The sequence below is a fragment of the Saccharopolyspora rhizosphaerae genome (assembly GCF_003931915.1).
GTDB classification, from domain to species: Bacteria; Actinomycetota; Actinomycetes; order Mycobacteriales; family Pseudonocardiaceae; genus Saccharopolyspora; species Saccharopolyspora rhizosphaerae.
Genome location: NZ_RSAA01000017.1, coordinates 315,716 through 338,122, shown reverse-complemented (window position 1 = coordinate 338,122; position 22,407 = coordinate 315,716). Strand labels below are relative to the sequence as shown.

At 71.8% G+C, this 22,407-nt stretch carries 21 protein-coding genes; 9 read left to right on the top strand and 12 right to left on the bottom strand.

Features of this window, described 5'->3' with window-relative positions; translation table 11 throughout:
* Positions 1 to 20: 20 nt before the first annotated feature.
* Positions 21 to 446, top strand: a complete 426-nt coding sequence (locus tag EIL87_RS19700; RefSeq protein ID WP_233576387.1) for an RDD family protein — start codon at positions 21 to 23, stop codon at positions 444 to 446.
* Positions 447 to 512: 66 nt separating this feature from the next.
* On the opposite strand, the gene EIL87_RS19695 is transcribed toward EIL87_RS19700, so the two are convergent.
* Together EIL87_RS19695 and lipA are read right to left on the bottom strand one after the other, a co-directional pair.
* Positions 513 to 1,241 carry a DUF4191 domain-containing protein gene (locus EIL87_RS19695; protein WP_125092024.1) on the bottom strand — a complete coding sequence of 243 codons (729 nt, stop codon included), beginning with the start codon at positions 1,239 to 1,241 and terminating at the stop codon, positions 513 to 515.
* A 358-nt stretch (positions 1,242 to 1,599) separates the two neighbouring features.
* Complete coding sequence (lipA, locus tag EIL87_RS19690) at positions 1,600 to 2,604, bottom strand: lipoyl synthase (RefSeq protein WP_125092023.1); 1,005 nt, start codon at positions 2,602 to 2,604, stop codon at positions 1,600 to 1,602.
* 202 nt (positions 2,605 to 2,806) lie between these two features.
* Between lipA and EIL87_RS19685 the strand changes: the two genes are divergently transcribed.
* Positions 2,807 to 3,565: a hypothetical protein gene (locus EIL87_RS19685; RefSeq protein ID WP_125092022.1), complete on the top strand. Its 759-nt coding sequence runs from the start codon at positions 2,807 to 2,809 to the stop codon at positions 3,563 to 3,565.
* A 30-nt stretch (positions 3,566 to 3,595) separates the two neighbouring features.
* On the opposite strand, the gene EIL87_RS19680 is transcribed toward EIL87_RS19685, so the two are convergent.
* The gene (locus EIL87_RS19680) at positions 3,596 to 4,087 is read right to left on the bottom strand and encodes a hypothetical protein (RefSeq protein WP_125092021.1); all 492 of its coding nucleotides are present in this window, start codon (positions 4,085 to 4,087) and stop codon (positions 3,596 to 3,598) included.
* 110 nt (positions 4,088 to 4,197) lie between these two features.
* Here EIL87_RS19680 and EIL87_RS19675 point away from each other — a divergent pair, with 110 nt between their 5' ends.
* The 3 genes from EIL87_RS19675 to EIL87_RS19665 all read left to right on the top strand — a co-directional run bounded on the left by EIL87_RS19675 (position 4,198) and on the right by EIL87_RS19665 (position 8,894).
* Complete coding sequence (locus EIL87_RS19675) at positions 4,198 to 4,800, top strand: TetR/AcrR family transcriptional regulator (RefSeq protein WP_125092020.1); 603 nt, start codon at positions 4,198 to 4,200, stop codon at positions 4,798 to 4,800.
* 108 nt (positions 4,801 to 4,908) lie between these two features.
* A complete protein-coding gene (locus tag EIL87_RS19670; protein ID WP_125092019.1) occupies positions 4,909 to 5,853 on the top strand; it encodes an LLM class F420-dependent oxidoreductase in 945 nt (314 codons plus the stop codon).
* Between the two features lie 200 nt (positions 5,854 to 6,053).
* Complete coding sequence (locus tag EIL87_RS19665) at positions 6,054 to 8,894, top strand: FAD-binding and (Fe-S)-binding domain-containing protein (RefSeq protein ID WP_199740518.1); 2,841 nt, start codon at positions 6,054 to 6,056, stop codon at positions 8,892 to 8,894.
* A gap of 138 nt (positions 8,895 to 9,032) precedes the next feature.
* Here the strand turns inward: EIL87_RS19665 and EIL87_RS19660 are convergent, their stop codons facing one another.
* The 6 genes from EIL87_RS19660 to lpdA all read right to left on the bottom strand — a co-directional run bounded on the left by EIL87_RS19660 (position 9,033) and on the right by lpdA (position 15,671).
* Positions 9,033 to 9,497, bottom strand: a complete 465-nt coding sequence (locus tag EIL87_RS19660; protein ID WP_199740509.1) for an ArsR/SmtB family transcription factor — start codon at positions 9,495 to 9,497, stop codon at positions 9,033 to 9,035.
* A 14-nt stretch (positions 9,498 to 9,511) separates the two neighbouring features.
* Positions 9,512 to 10,594: a serine hydrolase gene (locus tag EIL87_RS19655; RefSeq protein WP_125092017.1), complete on the bottom strand. Its 1,083-nt coding sequence runs from the start codon at positions 10,592 to 10,594 to the stop codon at positions 9,512 to 9,514.
* Between the two features lie 56 nt (positions 10,595 to 10,650).
* The gene (lipB, locus tag EIL87_RS19650) at positions 10,651 to 11,397 is read right to left on the bottom strand and encodes a lipoyl(octanoyl) transferase LipB (RefSeq protein WP_125092016.1); all 747 of its coding nucleotides are present in this window, start codon (positions 11,395 to 11,397) and stop codon (positions 10,651 to 10,653) included.
* A 45-nt stretch (positions 11,398 to 11,442) separates the two neighbouring features.
* Positions 11,443 to 12,330 carry a TIGR01777 family oxidoreductase gene (locus EIL87_RS19645; RefSeq protein ID WP_199740508.1) on the bottom strand — a complete coding sequence of 296 codons (888 nt, stop codon included), beginning with the start codon at positions 12,328 to 12,330 and terminating at the stop codon, positions 11,443 to 11,445.
* Positions 12,331 to 12,445: 115 nt separating this feature from the next.
* Positions 12,446 to 14,239 (bottom strand): 2-oxoglutarate dehydrogenase, E2 component, dihydrolipoamide succinyltransferase, encoded by a 1,794-nt coding sequence (gene sucB / locus EIL87_RS19640; protein WP_125092014.1) that lies wholly within the window; start codon positions 14,237 to 14,239, stop codon positions 12,446 to 12,448.
* A 61-nt stretch (positions 14,240 to 14,300) separates the two neighbouring features.
* Positions 14,301 to 15,671, bottom strand: a complete 1,371-nt coding sequence (gene lpdA / locus EIL87_RS19635) for a dihydrolipoyl dehydrogenase (RefSeq protein WP_125092013.1) — start codon at positions 15,669 to 15,671, stop codon at positions 14,301 to 14,303.
* Positions 15,672 to 15,920: 249 nt separating this feature from the next.
* Here lpdA and EIL87_RS19630 point away from each other — a divergent pair, with 249 nt between their 5' ends.
* Positions 15,921 to 16,271: an oxidoreductase gene (locus EIL87_RS19630; protein WP_125092012.1), complete on the top strand. Its 351-nt coding sequence runs from the start codon at positions 15,921 to 15,923 to the stop codon at positions 16,269 to 16,271.
* A 71-nt stretch (positions 16,272 to 16,342) separates the two neighbouring features.
* On the opposite strand, the gene EIL87_RS19625 is transcribed toward EIL87_RS19630, so the two are convergent.
* Positions 16,343 to 16,843: an OsmC family protein gene (locus EIL87_RS19625; protein ID WP_125092011.1), complete on the bottom strand. Its 501-nt coding sequence runs from the start codon at positions 16,841 to 16,843 to the stop codon at positions 16,343 to 16,345.
* Positions 16,844 to 16,953: 110 nt separating this feature from the next.
* Positions 16,954 to 18,441, bottom strand: a complete 1,488-nt coding sequence (locus EIL87_RS19620) for a leucyl aminopeptidase (RefSeq protein WP_125092010.1) — start codon at positions 18,439 to 18,441, stop codon at positions 16,954 to 16,956.
* Positions 18,442 to 18,848: 407 nt separating this feature from the next.
* Here EIL87_RS19620 and EIL87_RS19615 point away from each other — a divergent pair, with 407 nt between their 5' ends.
* Together EIL87_RS19615 and EIL87_RS19610 are read left to right on the top strand one after the other, a co-directional pair.
* The gene (locus tag EIL87_RS19615) at positions 18,849 to 20,105 is read left to right on the top strand and encodes an APC family permease (protein ID WP_125092009.1); all 1,257 of its coding nucleotides are present in this window, start codon (positions 18,849 to 18,851) and stop codon (positions 20,103 to 20,105) included.
* A 7-nt stretch (positions 20,106 to 20,112) separates the two neighbouring features.
* Positions 20,113 to 20,778 carry a DUF402 domain-containing protein gene (locus EIL87_RS19610; protein WP_233576386.1) on the top strand — a complete coding sequence of 222 codons (666 nt, stop codon included), beginning with the start codon at positions 20,113 to 20,115 and terminating at the stop codon, positions 20,776 to 20,778.
* Positions 20,779 to 20,869: 91 nt separating this feature from the next.
* On the opposite strand, the gene EIL87_RS19605 is transcribed toward EIL87_RS19610, so the two are convergent.
* Positions 20,870 to 21,166 carry a hypothetical protein gene (locus tag EIL87_RS19605; protein ID WP_125092008.1) on the bottom strand — a complete coding sequence of 99 codons (297 nt, stop codon included), beginning with the start codon at positions 21,164 to 21,166 and terminating at the stop codon, positions 20,870 to 20,872.
* Positions 21,167 to 21,301: 135 nt separating this feature from the next.
* On the opposite strand from EIL87_RS19605, the gene EIL87_RS19600 reads away from it, so the two are divergent.
* Positions 21,302 to 22,405, top strand: coding sequence for a branched-chain amino acid aminotransferase (locus tag EIL87_RS19600; RefSeq protein WP_125092007.1), 1,104 nt, complete (start codon positions 21,302 to 21,304; stop codon positions 22,403 to 22,405).
* The last annotated feature ends 2 nt before the right edge of the window (positions 22,406 to 22,407 follow it).

The window sequence follows — 22,407 nt, the reverse complement described above, 5'->3', positions numbered from 1 at the left end:
TGGACGGCCCGCGAAGCGCAGTGAACCACGCGCGTGAGCAGGCCAACGATGACAGGCCCGCCTACCGCGGGGAGAAGATCGGGCTCCCCGAGTCCGGGGCCGGCTCGGCCGCGCCGCTCGGCAAGCGGCTGCTGGCCTTCGTGGTGGACCTCGTGCTCGCCGCGATGATCACCGCAGCCTTCACCGCACCGGCCTACCCGGGTGACTGGAGCCTGCTGACCTGGCTGGTCATCACGGTCGTGCCGGTGTCGTTCTTCGGCGCGACGCCCGGTATGGCGCTGTGCAAGATCTGGGTCGCGCGGATGGACTCCACCGGCATGGTCGGTCCGCTGCGCGCTGTCCTGCGCGCCCTGCTGACCGTGCTCGTCGTCCCCGCGGTGATCTGGGACTTCAACGGCCGCTCCTGGCACGACCGGCTCACCGGCACCCTCGTCCTGCGGCGCTGAGCGGCGGAACTGCAACGGGCCCGGGGATGAGGTCCTCGGGCCCGTTCCGTCGTGAGTCGTTCGGCGTCACTTGGCGCGGCGCATCGCGCGCGACACGTTGCGCATCTTGGCGCCCTGCGGCACCGGCCCCTTGGGCATGGCGTTGCCGCGGCTGGCGAGCGCGGACAACCGGCTCTCGATGTTGTCGATCTGCGCGGGTCCGATGTTGCGCGGCAGTTTCATGATCCGCTGCTGCAGCTTCGACAGTGGGATCTGGTCCCCCTCGTTGCCCACCATGATCTCGTAGATCGGCGTGTCACCGACCAGGCGCGCCACGCGCTTCTTCTCCTGGGCGAGCAGGTTCTTCACCCGGCCCGGAGTGCCCTCGCCGACCAGCACGATGCCCGGGCGACCGATGACCCGGTGCACCGCGTCGAGCTGCTGGGTGCCGGCCACAGCCTGGGAGACCACCCAGCGTCCGCGCAGGTTGTCCAACGCCCAACCGGCGGCCCCGGGCTGCCCTTCCGCCTTGCGGAACACCGTCGCCTGGACCCGGCGACCGAAGATGATCACGGCGGCGAGCAGGCCGAAGGCGAGACCCACCGGCAAGAACACCCAGTGCAGGCCCCAGATCATGCCCAGCAGGAAGACCACGACGGTCACACCGACGAACGCCCCGAGCATCAGCGGCAGGAGGAGCTTGTCCTCCCGGCGCTGCATCTTGAACGCCTCGAAGATCTGCTTGACGCGGCCCACGGAAGCCTGACGTCGCTGTTTGGCCGCCTCTTTCTTGGCGGCCTTGTCCTGCTTGGCCATGCCCCTCAGGATACGGCTCTGGTCTGTGGGGTTGTAGGCGCGTCCTCGGTGGCGTGATCGAGATGTGTCCCGGTGGCCGGTGGGTTGAGGTCCGCTGGTGGAGCTCTGCGCTCGTGCTGCGTAGCGGTGCGGGTAGCGGAACCTGACACGCCTTCTGGCTCCGGATCGGCGACCCGAGCACGCCGATGCGCGGCGCTGCGGCCGTCCTCCCAGACGACGTGTCAGAACCCGCGGCGTGCCGGTTGATCAGGTGCGGTGGTGCGGGACCGGCTTCGCCGGTCGCCTGCCCAGGGGGCTGGTGCGCAGGAAGGAGGGGCGCTCCCGCCGGGAGCGCCCCTCCTTGTCCACTGCTGTTCCGTCAGCTGCGGTTGAGGAGGGTGCTGGCCTCTTGGGCTGCTGTGCCGGCTTCGGCGAGGTGGGCCATGTTGTCCGGGAGCGGCATGCCGCGGTGGACCGTGGCCTTGGCGAACAGGCGGCCGGCGCGGTAGCTGGAGCGGACCAGCGGTCCGGCCATGACGCCCGGGAAGCCGATCTCCTCCGCGGCCTGGGTGTGCTCGACGAACTCCTCCGGCTTGACCCAGCGGTCCACCGGATGGTGCCGCGGGCTGGGGCGCAGGTACTGGGTGATCGTGATGATGTCGCAGCCGGCGTCGCGCAGGTCCTGCAGCGCCGGGCGCACCTCGTCGGGCGTCTCGCCCATCCCCAGGATCAGGTTCGACTTGGTGACCAGGCCCGCGTCGCGCGCCAGGGTGATCACCTCGAGCGACCGCTCGTAGCGGAAGCCGGGGCGGATCCGGCGGAACACGCTGGGCACCGTCTCCAGGTTGTGCGCCAGCACCTCCGGCCGGGAGCTGAAGACCTCGTCGAGCTGCTCGCGGTCGGCGTTGAAGTCCGGGATCAGCAGCTCCACACCGGTGCCCGGGTTGAGCTTGTGGATCTGGCGGACCGTCTCGGCGTAGAGCCACGCCCCGCCGTCGTCCAGGTCATCGCGGGCCACACCGGTGACCGTGGAGTACCGCAGGCCCATGGCCTGCACCGACTCGGCGACCTTGCGCGGTTCGGAGGTGTCCAGCGGGGCCGGCTTGCCGGTGTCGATCTGGCAGAAGTCGCAGCGCCGGGTGCACTGGTCACCACCGATGAGGAAGGTGGCCTCGCGGTCTTCCCAGCACTCGAAGATGTTCGGGCAGCCCGCCTCCTCGCAGACGGTGTGCAACCCCTCGCGCTTGACGAGTCCCTTGAGCTCCTTGTACTCGGGACCCATCCGCGCGCGGGTCTTGATCCACGACGGCTTCTTCTCGATCGGAGTCTGGCTGTTGCGGGCCTCCAACCGCAGCAGCTTGCGACCCTCAGGCGCCACAGTCACGGGCCCAGGCTACGCCCTCCACCCCCGGTCGTGGTCAAGGGCGTGGCGGCTGATCAGCGGACATTCGCGCAGGTCGTGATGGCTGTCACCTTCGGGCTGCCGGCTGTGCGGAATGCTGATCGGGCCGGACGCGAACCGGGCATACTGCACAGCCGTGTCGAAGAGCTGGTCTGTGCGCCTCGGGGTCTCACCGTGGACGCGGGTGGTCCGGACGCGGCCGGTGCTGGACCGGTGGCCGCGGCTGAGCGAAGGGCCGGTCTCGATCGCGTTGCGCGGCCTGTGGCTCCCGGTGGCGGTGATCGCGCTGGTGGCCTGCGTCGCGGAGCTGCTCGTGATCGCCGTGGTGCTGCCGTGCGCGCTGGTCGCACGGGCGTCGGGTCTGCGGTGGCGGGTCGAGGTGCGCGGCCGCGGGGAGCTGGTCGCGGTGGTGCGGGTGGCCGGACTGGGCGCCGCGCGGCGGCTCCGGCGTGCACTGCGCGAGCACCTCGACCGCGAGGCCTCGCGGTCGGAGCTGCAGGCGCTGCTGCGCGGTTCCGACGTGACCCGGGTGGAGGTCGGCGACTCCCGGTGGCGGTGGCGCGTGCGGGCGCTGAGCCCCTACGGGCGGCGCAGGTGGTTCCTGTGGCGACGGAAGACGTCGTTCGAGGACGCCCTCGACTCCCTGCCGGACGGCGGCGGCGATGATCCGATCTCGTTCCTCATCGCGGTGCCGTTCCTGCTGTGGGCCGGGTTGTTGCTGCTCCTGGCGCTGCTGGAGGCCGCGGTGCAGCTAGCCCTGTCGCCGGTGGTCCTGCTGCTGCGGCTGGTCCACCTGCTGCCGTGGCCGGTGGAGCTGGTGAGCAGCGGTGTGCCGCACCTGCGCGCTCGGGTGCGGGGCGTGGCTCCGTCGATCCGGGAGCGTCGCGCGCTCACCGCGGACCACGCCCTGCAGTGGAGCAAGCCGGCACTACCGGAGCTGTGACCGCGGGACGAGAAGCGCCCCGCGGAGTGATCAGAAGCTCGGGATGAGCTTGCGGAGCCGGCTGGGTCGGGCCTGCTGCTCCGGATCGGGAGTGGCCCGCAGGAGCTGGAGGAACGCGCGGCCGACGCGAGCGATGTCGTGCGGCGGCTCGTGCTCCTCGGCGAGGCCTGCGGCGACCGCGAGCACCCGGTGCTCGCGCGCGGTGGGCTCGTCCAGCGCGGGGTGGTCGGCGTGGACGTCGAGCGCGGCGCGCAAGCCGGAGTTCTCCTTCGCGGCGTTCCGCCACGCGCGGGTGACCGCTTCGACGCGGTCGCCGTGCGGAGCGCTCTCGGTGTCGGTCAGCGCGACGTCGACCCGCCCGGTCAGCTGCTGCATCCACTTGTGGTGCAGCGCGGCGAGCAGCTCGTCGACGTCGCGGAACGGTCCTGGAACGGTTGCGAAAGCCGCGGCGAGGTCGCGGCGAGCGTTGTCGAGGACCTCGGCCAACGCTTGTTGCCGCTGGTAGAAGTCGTTCCAACTCATGGCGCTCCTCCAGGTTTCGGGGATACCCCAGGTGCGGGACATACTGTCGGTATGTCCCGCACCCACGGTAGCACGGCGTCGTACCGTCGGTATGTCATAAGGTTGTGAACATGCCTACAGCCCGTCCCCGACGCGTCGAGTACTCCGAAGCAACCCGGCAGGCGTTGGTGGATTCGGCTGTGGACCTCTTCACCGAGCACGGGTACTCGCAGACGTCGCTGGACGAGATCGCCAAGCGGGCGCGGGTCACCAAAGGGGCGCTGTACCACCACTTCGGCGGCAAGCAGGCGCTCTTCGAGGCCGCGTTCAGCGCTGTGGAGGCGGGGGTCGTCGCGCGCCTGTCGGAGGTCGTGTCGGACTCCGAAGACCCGTGGGAGGCCACCCGTTCCGGGCTGCGGGCTTTCCTCGAGGTCTGCCTGGAGCCCTCATACCAGCGCGTCGTCGTGCAGGACGGGCCCGCCGTGATGGGCTGGAACCGCTGGCGCGAGGCGGAGGAGGCCTACACCTTCGGGGTGCTGCGCGCGGTCGTCGCCAACCTGGTGTCCTCCGGCGAGATCGGTGATGACCTGCCCGTGGACGCCCTCGCGCGGATCATGTTCGGTGCCCTGTCGGCCGGGGCGACCGCGATCGCCGGTTCCTCCTCGCCGATGCAGGAGCGCGCCGACATCGCGGTGTGCGTCGAGCGGGTGCTCAACGGCCTCCGCCTGTCCTGACCGCCTCGGCGGGGGAGGGCCTCGTGCCGGACGCACGTGCCCGGTGCGCGGCCTCGCGGCGAGCAGTGGCTGCGCCGCATCCGTGCACAGCTTCTACCCTCGGGGGTCGTGACAGCGAACTTCACGTTGCGGATCTTCACCGAGCCCCAGCAGGGCGCGAGCTACGACGACTTGCTGCGCGTCGCCAAGCGCGCCGAGGACACCGGCTACGACGCGTTCTTCCGCTCCGACCACTACCTGAAGATGGGGTCGGTGTCGGGTGAGCCCGGCCCGACGGACGCCTGGGTGACGCTCGGCGGCCTCGCCCGCGAGACCAGCCGCCTCCGGCTGGGAACCCTGATGACGGCGGGCACGTTCCGGCTGCCCGGACCGTTGGCCATCGCCGTCGCGCAGGTCGACCAGATGTCCGGCGGTCGCGTCGAGTTCGGACTGGGCAGCGGTTGGTACGAGGAGGAGCACACCGCCTACGGCATCCCGTTCCCGGCGCTGGGGGAGCGGTTCGACCGCTACGCCGAGCAGCTGGAGATCATCACCGGTCTGTGGGAGACCCCGGAGGGACGGACGTTCTCCTTCGACGGGAAGCACTACCAGCTCACCGACTCCCCGGCGTTGCCCAAGCCTGCCCAGCGCCCGCGCCCGCCGGTGCTGATCGGGGGCGGGGGCAAGAAGCGCACGCCGGCGCTGGCCGCGCGGTTCGCGGACGAGTTCAACGTGCCGTTCGCCGACGTCCACACCGCGGCCGCGCAGTTCGAGCGCGTCGACGCGGCTTGCGAGGAGATCGGCCGCGACAGCGGTGAGATCGTCCGGTCGGCCGCTCTGGTGCTGTGCGTGGGTGAGGACGAGGCCCAGCTCGCCCGCCGTGCGGAAGCGATCGGCCGAGAGGTCGACGAGCTGCGCGCCAACGGTCTGGCCGGAACCCCGGACGAGGTCGTCGACACGATCGGGACCTGGCGGCAGCGCACCGGCATCAGCCGGCTGTACCTGCAAGTTCTCGACCTCACCGACCTCGACCACCTCGACCTCGTCGCCGAGCGGGTCGCCCCGCAGCTGTGAGACCTCCTGCGCGGTGCGCGGTTCCGCCAGGGGCCGCGCACCACACCGGGGGCGCGGGGGTTCCCCGCCTGATGCCGCGAACATAGGGTTCCCGCCGGTGCTCGAGCCTCGGGCTCGAGCGCGCGGTGCAGGTGGTGTCAGCGGTGCAACCGGCGGGGCGGGTCGTCCCGCGGGTGCGGTGGGAGGTCGTGGTGTCGCACGTGGACGCGGGGTCGTTGCAGCGGGAGCTCGGCGCAGCGCTGCCCGGCAAGGTGCGGACCGACCGGACCGCCCTGGCGGCCTACGCCTCCGACGCCTCGATCTACCGGCGGGTGCCGCTCGCGGTCGTCGAGCCCGAGACCGAGGCCGACGTCGCCCTCGTCGTGCGGGCGGCGGCCGACGCCGAAACCCCGGTGACCGCGCGAGGCGGCGGGACGTCGGTGGCGGGCAACGCCATCGGATCCGGTGTGGTGCTGGACTTCTCGCGGCGGATGGACCGCATCCTGGAGATCGACCCGCAGGCCCGGACCGCGCGGGTGCAGCCGGGCGTCGTGCTCGACGACCTGCGAGCCGCCGCCGCGGTGCACGGGCTGACCTTCGCGCCTGATCCCTCCACCCACTCGCGCTGCACGATCGGCGGCATGATCGGCAACAACGCCTGCGGCGCGCACTCGGTCGTGTGGGGCACCACCGCTGACAACGTCGTGGCACTGCGGGTGATCCGCGCGGACGGCTCCGCGATGAGCGCCACCGCGACCGGCAGCGACGACCCGGAGCTGGACGCGCGGTTGCGGGAACTGGTGTCGAGCAACCTCGCGGTGCTGCGCACCGAGCTCGGTCGGTTCAGCCGCCAGGTCTCCGGGTACGGGCTCCAGCACCTGCTGCCGGAACGCGGGTTCGACCTGGCCAAGGCCCTGGTCGGCAGCGAGAGCACCTGCGGGGTCCTCACCGAGGCCACCGTCCGCCTCGTTCCCGTCCCGGCTGCGCGAGCGCTCGCGGTGATCGGCTTCCCGGACGTCTACCGGGCGGCCGCAGTCGCACCCGAACTGGCGGCAGCCGGAGCGCTGACCGTCGAGGGCATGGGTGCAGACCTGCTCGCGGCGCTGCGCTCCCGGCCCGGCCGGGAGGACGCCGACGAGGAACTGCCCCACGGTCACGCGTGGCTGTACTGCGAGGCCGGGGGCGAGACCCAGGAGGAAGCGGAGCGGCGTGCGCACGAGCTGGGGCGGCTGGCGGTCTCGCGGATCGACGGGGCGGACTCACTGGTGGTGACCGACCCCGACCGGACCCGGGAGCTGTGGCGGATCCGGGAAGGTGGCGCGGGCATCGTCACGCGCCTGGCCGACGGCGGTGAAGCGTGGCCCGGGTGGGAGGATTCCGCCGTCCCGCCCGCGAACCTGGCCGCCTACCTGCGAGACCTCTACGCGCTGCTGGACTCCCACGGTCTGCGGGGGGTGCCGTTCGGGCACTTCGGCGAGGGCTGCCTGCACCTGAGGGTGGACTTCCAGCTGGGCACCGAGTCCGGGCTGGACGCGTACCGCTCGTTCATCACCGAAGCCGCCCGGCTGGTCGCTTCCCACGGCGGTTCGGTGTCGGGCGAGCACGGCGACGGGCGGGCGCGCTCAGAACTGCTGCGGCACATGTACTCCCGCGAGGCACGTGCCTGCTTCGACGAGTTCAAGCAGGTCTTCGACCCGCGCGGGGTGCTCAACCCCGAGGTGCTGGTGGATCCGGCGCCGCTCGACGTCGGGGTGCGTCCGGGCCCGGGGCACCGGTCGCTGGAGGTCACCCCGGTGCACGCGCTGAGCCGGGACCGGGGGTCGTTCTCCGCGGCCGTGAACCGGTGCGTCGGCGTCGGCGCCTGCCGCAAGCTCGACACCGGCAGCATGTGCCCGTCGTTCAAGGTGACCCGCGACGAGGTGCACTCGACCCGCGGGCGGGCGCGGGTGCTGGCCGAGATGCTGCGCGGTGAGTCCGTCGTGGACGGTTGGCGCTCGTCGGAGGCCTTGGAGGCGCTCGACCTGTGCCTGTCGTGCAAGGCCTGCGCCACCGACTGCCCGGTCAACGTCGACATGGCCACCTACAAGGCCGAGTTCCTGCACCACCACTACAGCGGCCGGCGGCGGCCGAGGGCGCACTGGTCGATGGGCTGGCTGCCGGTGTGGACCCGGTTGGTGTCGGCGGTTCCCGGCCTTGCTGCGCTGGTGAACCTGCTGCTGGCCATGCGGCCGGTGTTGGCGGTGGTCAAACGACTGGGCGGGATCGAGCCGCGGCGGGACGTCCCCCGCTTCGCGTCCCCGTCGCTGGCCCGTCGGCTGCGGCGCCGTGACGCCCGCGGGGGCGAGACGGTGGTGCTGTGGCCGGACACCTTCACCAACTACCTGAGCCCCGAGGTCGGCGAAGCGGCGGTGGAAGTCCTGGAAGCGCTGGGGTACCGCGTGGTGCTCCCGGACGGGGGCGTCTGCTGCGGTCTGACCTGGCACTCGACCGGTCAGCTCGGCACGGCCCGGGAGGTCCTGGCCCGCTCGCTGGCGTCGCTCGCGCCGCACCTGAACGCCGGCCGCGTCGTGATCGGGCTCGAGCCGTCCTGCACGGTCCAGCTGCGCGAGGAGGCGATCGAGCTGCTGCCCGGGGACTCGCGGGCCGAACGGCTCGCCGCGCAGACCAGCACGTTCGCGGAGTTCGTCGCCGCCCACGGCGGGCCGTTGCCGTTCGAGCGGCTCGACGTCGAGGCGATCGCCCAGGTCCACTGCCACCAGGAGGCCAAGGGCAGCTGGGAGCCCGACCGGTCGCTGCTGGCGCGGCTCGGCGTGGACCCGGACGTCATCTCGGCCGGGTGTTGCGGTCTCGCGGGCAACTTCGGCTTCGAACCGGGCCACTGGGAGGTCTCCCAGGCCTGCGCCGAACGCGAGCTCTACCCGAAGGTCCGCCAGGCGGGCGAGGAGGCGCTGGTCCTCGCCGACGGCTTCTCCTGCCGCACCCAGATCGCCCAAGGCACCTCTCGCCGAGCCGTCCACCTCGCCGAAGTCCTCCGCGCGGCCCTGCCCACCAGGCGGCCGTAGCGCGGACCACGATCGCGCCGCTCCAGGCGCAGGACTCAGCGCGCTCGTCACCCGTTGAGGGGGTGGGCAGACATCTCGCGCGACATGTCTCACCACCCCCTCAACGGGTGACTCGCGGCGATGCGCCGGCTTGGCGCGTCAGCGGAGCTGGTCGGCGATGTCCGAGGCGGCGGTGAGCAGCAGCAGGGCGGGGATGGCGGCCTGCGGGCGCAGGCGGTAGGAGCCGCGCTTGTCCTGCTCGACGAGGTTCGCCGAGGTGAGGGCCTTGAGGTGGTGGTAGAGGCGGCCCGTCGAGCCGAGCTCGGCGGCCTCGTGCAGAGCGGCCGCCGGTTGCGGACCCCGGGTCGCCAGCAGCCGCACGATGGCCGCGCGGGCCGGGTGGCCGAGCGCGGCCAGGACGTCGGTGCGCGGACCGTCGGGCAGGTCGAGCACCCGGGCGGGGTCGACCTGGATGCTCCAGTCCAGCTCGACGGGCTCGGTCAGGTGGCCCTCGTAGCGCAGGTGGCCACCGCTCGGCTCGGCGGGCTCCGCATCCGCGGAGCGCCCGGCTTCCAGAGCGGCCACGCGGGCTTCGAGGGCTTCGACGCGCTGTTGCAAGTCCACGCGACGAGCTTGCCTCAGCGACCCAGCGCCGCCGCCAGCCGGTCCCGCCAGCGCGCGTCCTCGATCGCCAGCAGCAGCGGAAGTCCGGGGTCACCGGTGCTCAGCTGCTCGGCGTTGATGTCGCCGTGCGCCAGCAGTGCGCCCCAGCCCAGCGTCCGGTCCTCCCGCCGCACCGAGATCCCGCTGGTCAGCACACCGGGAAGGCTGCCGCCCTTGAGTCCGATGCCGAGCACACCCGGTGGCAGGGAACCGGCCAGCGGACGCTCCAGGTGTTCCCGCGCGAGACCGCCTCCGGTGCTGAGCGCGCGGTGCACCGCGGCCAACTGCTCGGCGGATCCGGCCGAGGTTGCCGACGCCCACACCACCTGCGCCGGGTAGCCGGGCACACCGGCTTCCAGCCGCCGCACCGCCTCCGCGCGCAGCGCCGGATCGTCGCGGTACCGCTGTTCGAGGGCGAAACCCCAGGCCCGCCGCGCGTCGACGGGAAGTCCTGCAGGAGGCGCGGTTTCGGGCAGTGCCAGGAACAGGTGCTCGGCGGAGAACGACCGCACGTCGGCGTCCGGCCAGCCGCGCACGGTCGCGGCCCGGGCCACGGCGTCGGCACCCAGCCGGTCGCGCAGCAGGTCCGGCACGGCGCTGTCGCTGAACAAGATCATCACCGCTGCGAGGTCGTCGAGCGCCACCCGGTGCTGGGGATCCGCCGCGTGCAGGCCGTTCTCGTCGAGCGGCACGCCGAGGTGGCGCAAGCTCGCGGGGTGAGCGCCCCCGTCGGTGGGCACGTAGTAGCGCTCCCAGTCACCGACCCGCACCTGCTCGCGGGGGTCGAGCCGGCCTGCCGCGACCGCGTCGGCGTAGGCGGCGAGGTGCAGCACCTTCACCGCGGAGGCCAGCGGTCGTGCGAGGTCCGCGCGGTGGTGCAGCCGGCCGCCGCGACCGTCGTCGAGCACCACGCTCAGCTGGTCGCGGTGAGCGGCGATCCAGGACAGCCACCCCTCGGGAGTGGTCAGGTCCGGTGGGGCCGCGTGTGCGGGGCGGGTCAGCAGCAGGGGAGCCGTGGCTCCGGCGGCGGCGAGCAGGCTTCGACGGGACAGCGACATGCCACTCCTCCAGTTCTCCGTTGTTCCGGAATACTAGAGGAGTGGAGTCAGGTGTGTCAGCGCAAGCTCGGGTCCAGTGCCAGCGTGACGCCCGCAGCGGCGGGGCGGCTGCGCGGGATGTTGCGCTCGGTGAGTCCCAGGCGGCCGTCCAACGCGTCCTGCACGGCCTGCTCGACCAGCGGGTACGCCTCGCCCACCGGCACGTCGCGGCCCAGTTCGGCCGACAGCGACGTGGTCCCGGCATCGGCGATGCCGCACGGGACGATCCGCTCGAACTCGCGGAGGTCGGCGTTGCAGTTGAGCTCGAGCCCGTGCATCGTCACGCCGCGCTGCACGCGGATGCCGATGGCGGCGATCTTGCGCTCCGGGCGCCCGTCGACCGCGGGCAACCACACGCCGCTGCGGCCCTCGACCCGGCCGGCGTCCAAGCCGAACCGGTCGCAGACGTGGATCAACGCCTGCTCGAGGCGGCGCACGTAGTCCACGACGTCGATCGGGTCGGTCAGCTGCACGATCGGGTAGCCGACGATCTGACCGGGGCCGTGCCACGTGATCTTGCCGCCCCGGTCGACGTCGATGACCGGCGTGCCGTCGGTGGGACGGTCCTCCGGCTGGGTCCGCTTGCCCGCCGTGTAGACCGAGGGGTGCTCCAGCAGCAGGAGGGTGTCCGGGTTCTCGCCTTCCACGCGACCGCAGGCCAGCTCGCGCTGCAGGTCCCAGGCGTCCAGGTAATCGATGGTTCCCAGGTGGCGCACGGCCATCGGTTCGGCCGAGGTGCGACACGAAGTGTTGGCACGACTCACGGCGTCAGGCTACGCCTCGCGCACCGCCTTCCAGCCGAAGGTCGGCTACTTCCCGGTAGCCGCGGCCAGGGCCGCACCGAGCGTCGGGTGCTGGAAGCTGAACCCGTGGGCCTCCAGCACGGTCGGCATCGCGCGCTGGCCGGTCAGCGCCGTGTCGGCCAGCTCGCCCATGATCAGGCGCAGCGCGAAACCCGGCACGATCCACGGAGCCGGGCGACCCAGGGCCTCGCCGAGCGCGCGGGTGAACTCGGCGTTGGTGACCGGGGCCGGGCCGGTGAGGTTCACCGGACCTGAGATGTCGGGGGTCTCCACCGCGAAGCGGAGCGCGGCCACCTCGTCCTCCAGCGAGATCCACGGCATGTACTGCTTCCCGGCGCCCAGCCGCCCGCCCAGCCCGAACGTGAACAGCGGCTCGAGCTTGCCGAGCAGACCTCCCGACGGGGCGATCACCAGGCCGCTGCGCAGCAGCACGACCCGTGCTCCGGCCGCGACGGCCGGAGCGGTCGCGGCCTCCCAACGCCGGCACAACCCGGCCAGGAAATCCGCACCGGGAGGCGAGGTCTCGGTGACCGGGTGAGATCCGGTGTCGCCGTAGTAGCCGACCGCCGAGGCGTTGGCCAGCACCGGAACGCCGGACTCGGCCACCGCCTTCGCGATCACCTCGGTGGCCCGCACGCGGGCCTGGAGCAGGTGCCGCTTGCGCTCGGGGGTCCAGCGCTGGTCGCCGATGCCCGGACCGCTGAGGTTGATCACCGCGTCGGCGCCCTCCAGGGCGTCGGCGTCCAGCTCGCCGGTGCCGGGGTCCCAGCCGCGTTCGTCCGCGGCGGCGGGCAGGCGCCGGACCAGCCGCACCACGTCGTGCCCGGCCCGCCGGAGCCCGGCCACCAGCGACGTACCGATCAACCCCGACGAACCGGCGACAACCACGCGCATGCCCGGCATCGTGCCGCACCGGCAGGTCGGGTGCGAGCCCTCCGGAGACGAGAAGAGCGACCGCCCACCGGAACCGGTGAGCGGCCGCTCCTCGCCTCAGTCCTGCGACCTCGGCTCAGAGGCCGAGGTCGGCCTCGAAGGCCCCCTCTTCCAGGCGCTGCTTGAGCGTGCTCAGGAAGCGGGCGGCGTCGGCGCCGTCGACCAGGCGGTGGTCGTAGGACAGCGCCAGGTAGACCATCGAGCGGATGGCGATCGTGTCGCCGCCGTTCTCGTCGGCTACCACGACCGGCCGCTTGACGACCGTGCCGGTGCCGAGCATGCCCACCTGCGGCGGGTTCAGGATCGGCGTGTCGAACAGCGCACCCCGGCTACCGGTGTTGGTGATGGTGAAGGTGCCACCGGAGAGCTCGTCGGGCTTGATCTTGTTGTTGCGGGTGCGCGCCGCCAGGTCCGCGATCTTGCGGGCCAGGCCACCGAGGTTGAGGTCGCCCGCGTCGTGGATGACGGGGGAGACCAGACCGCGCTCGGTGTCCACCGCGACGGAGAGGTGCTCGGCACCGTGGTAGGTGATCGAGCTGTTCTCCTCGTCGATCGAGGCGTTCAGCTTCGGGTGCAACTTCAGCGCCTCGGCCGCGGCCTTGGCGAAGAACGGCAGGAACGAGAGCTTGACGCCCTCGGCCGCCTCGAAGTTGCTCTTGGCGCGCTCGCGCAGCCGCGCGATGCGGGTGACGTCGACCTCGATGACCGTGGTCAGCTGGGCCGCCGTCTGCAGCGACTCGACCATGCGGCGGGCCAGCAGCTGCCGCAGCCGCGACATCTTCTGCGTGGTGCCGCGCAGCGCCTTGGCCTCCTCCGACGGCTCGACCGCGGGGGCCGAGCCCGAGGCGGCCGCAGCCGGGGCGGCCGGTGCGGACGGAGCCGCCGGGGCCGCCGGGGCCGTCTGGGCCGGGGCCTGCTTGGCGTCGATCGCGGCCTGCACGTCCTGCTTGCGGATCCGGCCGCCGACACCGCTGCCCTTGATGTCGGTCAGGTCGATGCCGTGCTCGTTGGCCAGCTTGCGCACCAGCGGGGTCACGTAGGGAGCGCCACCGCCGTTGGCCGGGGCCTCCTCCTGAGCCGGAGCGGGCTGCGCCGGTGCCGCCGGAGCCGAGGCCGGAGCCGAGGCGGCCGGGGCGGGCGCGGGCTCCGAGGGCTGCTGGGGCTCGGGAGCCGGTTCGGGCTCCGGGGCCGGCTCGGGCTCCGCGGCGGCCGGGGCGGAGGCGGCTGGAGCCGAGGCACCCTCGGCGCCGATCACGGCGAGCTTCGCGCCGACCTCGACGGTGTCGTCCTCACCGGCGACGATCTCCAGCAGCGTGCCCGCCGCCGGGGAGGGGATCTCGGTGTCGACCTTGTCGGTGGAGACCTCCAGCAGCGGCTCGTCGACCTCGACCGAGTCGCCGATCTGCTTGAGCCAACGGGTGATCGTGCCTTCCGCGACGCTCTCGCCCAGCGCGGGCATGGTCACGTCGGTGCCCTGCGCGCCTCCGGCGGGAGCGGACGCGGGCTCGGCCGCCGGGGCGGGAGCCGACTCGGCGGCCGGAGCCGGTTCCGGCTCGGCCGGAGCGGACTCCTCGGCGGGCGCGGACTCGGCCGCCGGAGCGGAACCGGTGGACTGAGCCGCGGGCGCCTCACCGGCGTCGCCGATGACTGCGAGCTCACCACCGACCTCAACGGTGTCGTCCTCCTGCGCGACGATGCGCTGCAGCACACCGGCGGCCGGGGACGGGATCTCGGTGTCGACCTTGTCGGTGGAGACCTCGAGCAGGGGTTCGTCGACCTCGACGGTGTCGCCCTCCTGCTTGAGCCACCGGGTGATCGTGCCTTCGGCGACGCTCTCGCCGAGCGCCGGCATCTGAACGGAGAAGGCCATCTGTTGCTGACTCCTCGTGGGTGTGGCGGGGTGCGGCTGTCTGTCGCTGGGTGCGGCTGCCTCAGCCGTGCACGTGCAGCGGCTTGCCGGCCAGGGCGAGGTGGGCCTCGCCCAGGGCTTCGGTCTGGGTCGGGTGGGCGTGGACCAGCGGAGCGACGTCCTCCGGCAGCGCCTCCCAGTTGTAGATCAGCTGCGCCTCGCCGATGAGCTCACCGACGCGGTCGCCGACCATGTGCAGGCCGACGACCGGGCCGTCGGTCGCGCGGACCAGCTTGACCGCGCCCTGCGTCTTGAGGATCTGGCTCTTGCCGTTGCCCGCCAGGTCGTAGGTGAAGGTCTCCACCGAGCCGTGCTGCTCCTTGGCTGCGGCTTCGGTCAGACCCACCGAGGCGACCTCGGGGTGGGAGTAGGTCACGCGCGGGATGCCGGCCTCGTCGATCGGCTGCGGGTTCCGGCCTGCGATCTCCTCGGCGATGAAGATGCCCTGCTGGAAGCCGCGGTGGGCCAGCTGCAGGCCCGGCACGATGTCGCCGACGGCGAAGACGCCCGGCACGTTGGTGCGCAGCCGCTCGTCGGTGCGGACGAAGCCGCGCTCCATCGTGACGCCGACCTCTTCGAAGCCGTGACCGGCGGTGTTCGGGCCGCGGCCGACGGCCACCAGCAGCAGGTCGGCGTCGTAGGTCTCGCCGTTCTCGAGGCTGACCGACACGCCGTTGTCGTTCTGGGTGGCGCCGGTGAACTTCACGCCGGTCTTGAACTTGATGCCGCGCTTGCGGAAGGCGCGCTCCAGGCGCTTGGAGGCGAACTCGTCCTCGTTCGGCACCAGGTGCGGCAGCGCTTCCACGACGGTGACCTCGACACCGAAGGAGGCCCAGACGCTGGCGAACTCCACGCCGATCACACCGCCGCCGAGCACGACCACCTTGTTCGGGACGTGGTCCAGGTTGAGCGCCTGCTCGCTGGCGATCACGCGGCCGCCCAGCTCCAGGCCGGGCAGCGTCTTGGAGTACGAACCGGTGGCCAGCACCACGTTCTTGCCGGTGTAGCGGGTGCCGTCGACCTCGACGGTGTTGGCGTCGACCAACGTGCCCGCGCCTTCGACCAGGTTCACCTTGTGGGCCTTGGCCAAGCCCTGCAGACCCTTGTACAGGCCCGAGACGATGTTGTCCTTGTACTTGTTGACACCGTCGATGTCGATGCCTTCGAGGGCCGCACGCACCCCGAACTGGTCGGCGTCTCGGGTGGAATCGGCGACCTCGGCCGCGTGCAGCAGGGCCTTGGTCGGAATGCAACCTCGGTGCAGGCAGGTCCCACCGAGCTTGTCCTTTTCAATGAGGACGACGGACAGGCCGAGCTCGGCCGCGCGGAAAGCGCAGGCGTAGCCGCCCGAACCGCCGCCGAGAATGACCAGATCGGCGGACGTGTCGGTCACTTCGCACTCCTCGACAGGGCGTCATTGACTTGCAGGCGGTTGCGTGACCTGTGGTGGTCATGCACACCACAGGCCATCTTGTCACCACCCGACCGGCCGATGCGCGGTGGGCCGGGTGATCTGTGCTGCATTCGACGCCGCGATCACACCGTTGCCGCGCATTCTCAGCCTCTTTTCACACTCAGCACGTGTTCACGGTGGCAAAATCGAACCCGACCAGCCTGGAACGGCATCGGGGAGGGCAGTGCGGTGGGAATTTTCGACCGGTTCCGCGGCCGCCGTTCCGGTACCGGGAGGCGCGCCACTTCCGCGGACACCGATCACCTCCGGGACTGGGCTGCGCAGCGCCGCGGCGTCGAGGGCTACCTGGAACCCCGCACCCTGGTCACCGAGACCACGCTGCTGCTCATCGCGCACGACGGGGAGTGGACGCGGCGCCGCGTGGCGTCCCCGGCGGCGGCCGGTCGCTTCACGAGCCGGCTCGGTGTTCCGCTCTACGAGGTCGCGAAAGTCGGATATCCGCAGCGGATGCGCGATTACCAGGCCCGGCAGCGCATTCTTCGCCGACGTGCGCAGCAGGCCGCCGACGAACGGCCGTGAGCGCGCGATCACGCAATCACGGATGCGTCGAGCTCACGGCCGCGTCGGCTGCTGAATCGATCCGCCGCCGATCAGTTCGCCACGCGGGTCGACGGCGTGCACCGGACCGGGAAGGTCACGGACTTGGCGATGTAGCAGAGCTCGTGCGCCCGCTCGTGCAGCGCCTCGGCGACGTCGAGTGACGCGCGGTCGCAGACGGTGACCTCGGGTGCCAGCTCGACGGCCTCGAACTGGCCGGTGCCGTCGGCGTTCTCGGCGAGGATGCCGCGAGCCCGGTCGTGGTAGCCGGTGACGACCACGCCGGAGTCGGCCGCCAGGTGCAGGAACCACAGCATGTGGCACTGCGACAGTGAGGCGACCAGCAGTTCTTCGGGGTTGTAGCGGTCCGCGTCCCCCAGGAAGACGGGGTCGGCGGAGGCGTCGATGGAGTCCTTGCCGACGGCGCGCACTTCGTGGGTGCGCTCGTAGCTGCGGTAGGAAGTGGTGCCCTCGCCGGTGTTACCGGTCCACACCACGTCGACCTGGTATCCGTGCCTGGTCGCGGTCAGCGTGGCCGGTTGTGGTTCGGTCATGCACCCATCGTGACATCGGTGTCCCCCGCAGTGGTGACCTTTTCGTGACCCGGGTCACAAAAAACCGGGCTGGGGCGCCCGTGGGAGCCCCAGCCCGGCAACGCAGGGTGTCAGCCGTTCTCGGCGATGTCGGCCAGCACCGCGGCGAGGGTGCGGACCGGCACACCGGTGCCGCCCTTCGGGGTGTAGCCCCACGGCGAGTTGGTGTTGTAGGCGGGACCGGCGATGTCGATGTGCGCCCACTGCACGTCGTCGGCCACGAACTCCCGCAGGAAGATGCCGGCGGCGAGCATGCCGCCCCAGCGGTGGTTGGTCACGTTGGCCAGATCGGCGAGCTTGGAGTCCAGGTCGGCGCGCAGCTCCTCGGGCAGCGGCATCGGCCAGCCGCCCTCACCCGCGGCCTGCGACAACCGGGCCACGCGGTCGCGGAAGGAATCCTCGCCCATCACGCCCGGGGTGCGGTTGCCCAGCGCCACGACCTGCGCGCCGGTCAGCGTCGAGGTCTCGACCAGGTAGTCCGGCTCGTCCTCGCAGGCCCGCACCATCGCGTCGACCAGCACCAACCGGCCCTCGGCGTCGGTGTTGAGCACCTCGACGGTCTTGCCGCCGTACATCTTCAGCACGTCGCCGGGGCGGTAGGCGGTGCCGGAGGGCATGTTCTCGGCCATCGGCACCGTCGCGGTGATGTCCAGCGGGTAGTTCAGCTTCGCCGCCAGCACCATCGTGGCGATCACCGAAGCGGCCCCGGACATGTCCGAGGTCATGTTCTCCATGTTCGCGCCCGGCTTGAGCGAGATGCCGCCGGTGTCGAAGGTGATCCCCTTGCCGACCAGCGCGACCTTCTTCGCCGCCTTCGGGCCCTTGTGCCGGATGCGCACCAGGCGCGGCGGGCGGGACGAGCCCGAGCCGACGCCGAGGATGCCGCCGAAGCCCTGCTTGCGCAGCGCGGACTCGTCGAGGACCTCGACCTCCAGGCCGGCGGACTTGGCCAGCTCGGTGGCGCGCTCGGCGAAGGAGGCCGGGAACAGGTCGTTCGGCGCGGTGTTGATCAGATCGCGGGCGGTGTTGACGGCCTCGCCGATCGCGCTGCCGCCCTTGAGGGCGTGGGTGGCGGTGTCGGCCTTGGCGTCGGAGACGACGAAGTCCACCGCCCCCACCGGCCCGTCACCCTCGTTCGACTTGTACTCGGTGAAGCCGTAGGCGCCCATCACGGTGCCCTGCACGGCGGCGGACAGCTCGTGGGTCGACAGGGTGGTGGCGGCGTGCTCTACGCCGGAGAGCGCGCGGGCGGCGGCACCGGAAGCGCGGCGCACGGCCTCCGCGGTCGGGCCGTCGGCACCCGGCTTGCCCAGGCCCACGGCGACCAGCACGGTCGCGGCCAGCCCGTTGGCGGGCAGCTTGACGACCTCGTCGGCCTTGCCCTTCGCACCCAGCGACGTCAGCACCTTCACGAGATCGCCGTCGAAGGCGGTGGCGACCGGTTCGGCGCCGGGCGCGAGCTCCAGGCCATCGGCTCCGGCGAAGGTGCCGATCACGAGCGCGTCCACGCTCAGCTTGGCCACCGCGGTGTCGGTGAGGGCGAGTTTCGGGGTCGTCACGTGGTCATCCTCCGGATCAGTGCTGTGGTTCTCCCAGAGCCTTCCCGCACTCTAGAACGCCGCGTCCTCCGGCGATCGGCGTGTTCACCGTGGGCGTGGCGCCGCGGCGGTGGTCCCTCACCCGTGATGTGAGGGCCGCCGCCGTGACCAGCGGCACCGGTGTTCAGGACGGCTCGGGGTGGCGGGCGTGTGGCCTGCCTCCGACCCGGAGTGCCCCAGCGGCGGAGCCCTCACACGCCTCCGGCGTGTCCTCGCGCCGGGTGATCGACTGATGTGATCACCTCGGCCGGTGACGGTGCAGCGCACCCCTGTCAGGACGGCTGACGGGCGCTCGGTGACCGGCGTCGCGCTCGCGAGTCAGCCGACAGGAGGCTGATGTCCCCGCACTCGTCTGCAAGGGTGGGCCGGTGACCCGACAGGTTGAATCGGACGATCGGTTGACGACCGGCCGCGACGCGCTGCCGCTCGCGCTCAGCGGCATGGTCGGTGTCGGCGTGCTGCTGGGCCCGGCGCCCGCAGCGGCGGCGGCAGGGGCCTGGGCGCCGCTGGGGCTGCTGGTGGCGCTGCTGGCGGCGGTGTGCGCGGCCTCGACGACGGCCTACCAGGGCAGCGCCTACCGCGGTCCGGGATCGGCCTACACGTGCGTGCGCGAGCGGATGGGACTGCTTCCCGCCCGCGTCGGCGCCTCCGCGCACCTGGCGGCCCAGGTCGCCGCGGTGGCCGCGATCGCGCGCGTGATCGGCGAGTTCTTCCTGCCCTCGGCCAGTGCCCTCGTGGCGGGGGCGGTGATCGTCCTGGTGGTGCTCGCGACGACCACCGGTCTGCGGATCCGCGGGGCCGCAGCATGGCTGTGGGTCGCGCTGGTGCTGGCGGTGATCGCCCTGGTGGTGGCGATCTGCTTCGCGATCGCGCCGGTCGGCAGCACGTTGGCGCACCTCGATCCCGCGGACTCGGCGGACAGCCCGGTCGGGATCATCGGTGCGGGTGGTGTGCTCTTCCTCGCGTTCACCGGGTTCGAGCGGCTCGCCGCCCCTGCCGACGACACCGACCGCGCGCCCTGGGCGTCGGTCCAGCGCGGCGTCCGGACGGCGCTGGTCGTGGTGGTGCTGCTCGTCGGGCTGGTGATCGCGGCCCTCGTTCACCAGTTGGGGTGGGAACGCCTGGCGCTCTCGCCGATGCCGATCCGCGACGTGCTCACCGCCGCCGCTGCGGCGGACCTGGTCCCGCTGGTGTGCGTGGGCGCGGCTGTCGCGCTGCTCCCGGTGCTGCTCGGGGCGCTGGAAACCGCCCGCTCCACCGGGCTCGCGCTGGTGCGCGACGGTGAACTGCCGCGAGTGCTGGGCCGCACCGGCCCGTTCGGGACCCCGTACTTGCTGGACCTGATCACCGGGGTCACCGCGGTGGTCGTCTCGCAACTGGTCGACCCGATCGCGTTGCTGTCCTTCGCGGCCTGCGCGCTGCTGCTGCACTACGCTTTCGCCAACGCAGGCGCCCGTTTGCTGCTCTCCGATGGGCCCACTTGGCCGATGCGGGGTGCGTGCCTTGGGATGGGCTTGTCGGTCGTGCTGGCGATGAGCATGCCGATTTCTGCGATGCTGACGACGCTCGGTGTGGTTGTTGTCGGTCCGTTGCTGGCGGGAGTCGTTTCACGCCGGTGGAAATGAGGCGGTCATGCCCAACGCGATGGTGGACGCTGTGACCAGTGGTGCTCGGCAGCACCAGTGGGCGCCGGGCGACGAGGCGCTCTACAGCTTCTGGCGCCTGGACGGTTCGCTCGGCACCGTGCACCCGGCCCGCGTCGTCGCCGACGACGGCGAAGAACTGCTGTGCTGGGTGCTTCCGGACACCCCGATCCGGATCACCACCTCCCCGGACGGGCGAAGTCCGCGGGAAATGCCGCTCGCCGAGCGGTTCTCGGGTCCGCGGATCCCCGCGCGCTCGACGTGGCGCGGCACCTCGACGCTGCGGCTGGTCCACGAGCACCGCTGGTCGTCCGTGTGGTGGTTCTTCGAGCCGTCGGGCGAGTTCCGGAACTGGTACGTCAACCTCGAGATCCCGCTCGGACGGGACGAGCACGGCGTGCGCCGGGTCGACGGCGTGCTGGACGTCGAGGTCATGCCCGACGGCAGTTGGGCCTGGAAGGACGAGGACGAGCTCGACGACGCGCTCGCCGCAGGGCGTTTCAGCCCGGCCGAGCTGACGGAGCTGCGCGCCGAAGGCGAGGAGATGATCGCGCTGGCCAAGGACGGCGCGTTCCCGTTCGACGGGACCTACTGCGACGCCAGCCCGGACCCGGCCTGGCCTGTTCCCGACCTCCCGCCGCAGCTGCTGCGGTGATGCCGGGCGGCGCCGTCCGGTGAGGACCCGGAACCCGGGGAGCGCTCACGTACCCCGCCGGCACCGCCGCGCGGGGTGAGGTCGGTCCGCGTCAGCTGATCGACACGAACAGCAGCAGGGTGATCAGCGCGACCAGCGCGGTCTGGCCGACCACGCTGCCGGTGGTCAGCTGCTGCGGGAACCACCCCTGGTGCTTGTTGTGCCACCTGAAGGCCCACCCCGCGGCACCGATCGCCGCGAGGACGACCCCGAAGACGCCGATCCACGCGTAACCGAGGGTCAGCAGCATGCCCGCGCCGAAGGGCATCAGCGCGGCCAGCACACCTGCGCGGACGTCCTGCTGGACCGAGGTGGGCTGCGGCGCGGGGGTGTTGTCGGCCTGCGTCATGCGCCCATCATATGCCGCGGGCGGCCGGGGCATGAGCAGAATCATCCCTTCCGCTCAGCACGGGTCCTTTAGTTGGATGACCAACTGACGCCAAGCCGGTTTTCACTGCTCGAACGCACGCGATACCGTACGCGCATGAACGGAGAACTGTCTTTCACCCGGAACCCCCACCCGCAACCGGCCTCAGCGGAGCGCCGCGCGGAGGTACTGGCGAATCCCGGGTTCGGCAAGTTCTTCACCGACCACATGGTGACCATCAAGTGGTCCGAGGAGCAGGGCTGGCACGACGCCCGCCTGGAGGCGTACCACTCGCTGGAGTTCGACCCGGCGACGTCGGTCCTGCACTACGCTCAGGCGATCTTCGAGGGCTTGAAGGCCTACCGGCAGCCCGACGGCTCGGTCGCGGCCTTCCGCCCGGACGCCAACGCTCGCCGCTTCCGCAGCTCCGCGAGGCGGATCGCGATGGCGGAGCTGCCCGAGGAGGTGTTCCTCGATTCGCTGCGCGAACTGGTCGCGGTCGACCGCGAGTGGGTCCCCAGCACCGGTGAGAGCTCGCTGTACCTGCGGCCCTTCATGGTCTCCACCGAGGTCGGCCTGGGCGTGAACCACCCGTCCGGGACCTACCTGTACTCGCTGATCGCCTCGCCGGCCGGCTCCTACTTCGCTGGTGGCGTCAAGCCGGTGACGGTGTGGCTGAGCCACGAGTACGTGCGCGCCGCCCCCGGTGGCACCGGCGCCGCCAAGTTCGCCGGCAACTACGCCGCGTCGTTCCTGGCGCAGAAGCAGGCCGTCGAGCAGGGCTGCGACCAGGTCGTGTGGCTCGACGCCTGCGACCGGCACACGGTCGAGGAGATGGGCGGGATGAACCTGTTCTTCGTGTTCGGCTCTGGCGCCGACGCGAAGCTGGTCACCCCCGCGCTGAGCGGCAGCTTGCTGCCCGGCGTGACCCGGTCCTCGCTGCTGGAGCTGGGCAAGGAGCTCGGCATGCAGGTCGAGGAGCGCAAGATCACCGTCGAAGAGTGGGAGAAGGCCGCCACCACCGGCGAGCTCACCGAGGTCTTCGCCTGCGGCACGGCCGCGGTGATCACCCCGGTTGGCCACGTCAAGCACCGCGACGGCGAGTTCGGCATCGCCGACGGTCAGCCTGGTGAGGTGACCATGAAGCTCCGGGAGCGCCTCACCGGCATCCAGTACGGCACTGTCGAGGACACCCACGGCTGGATGACCAAGCTCGCCTGATC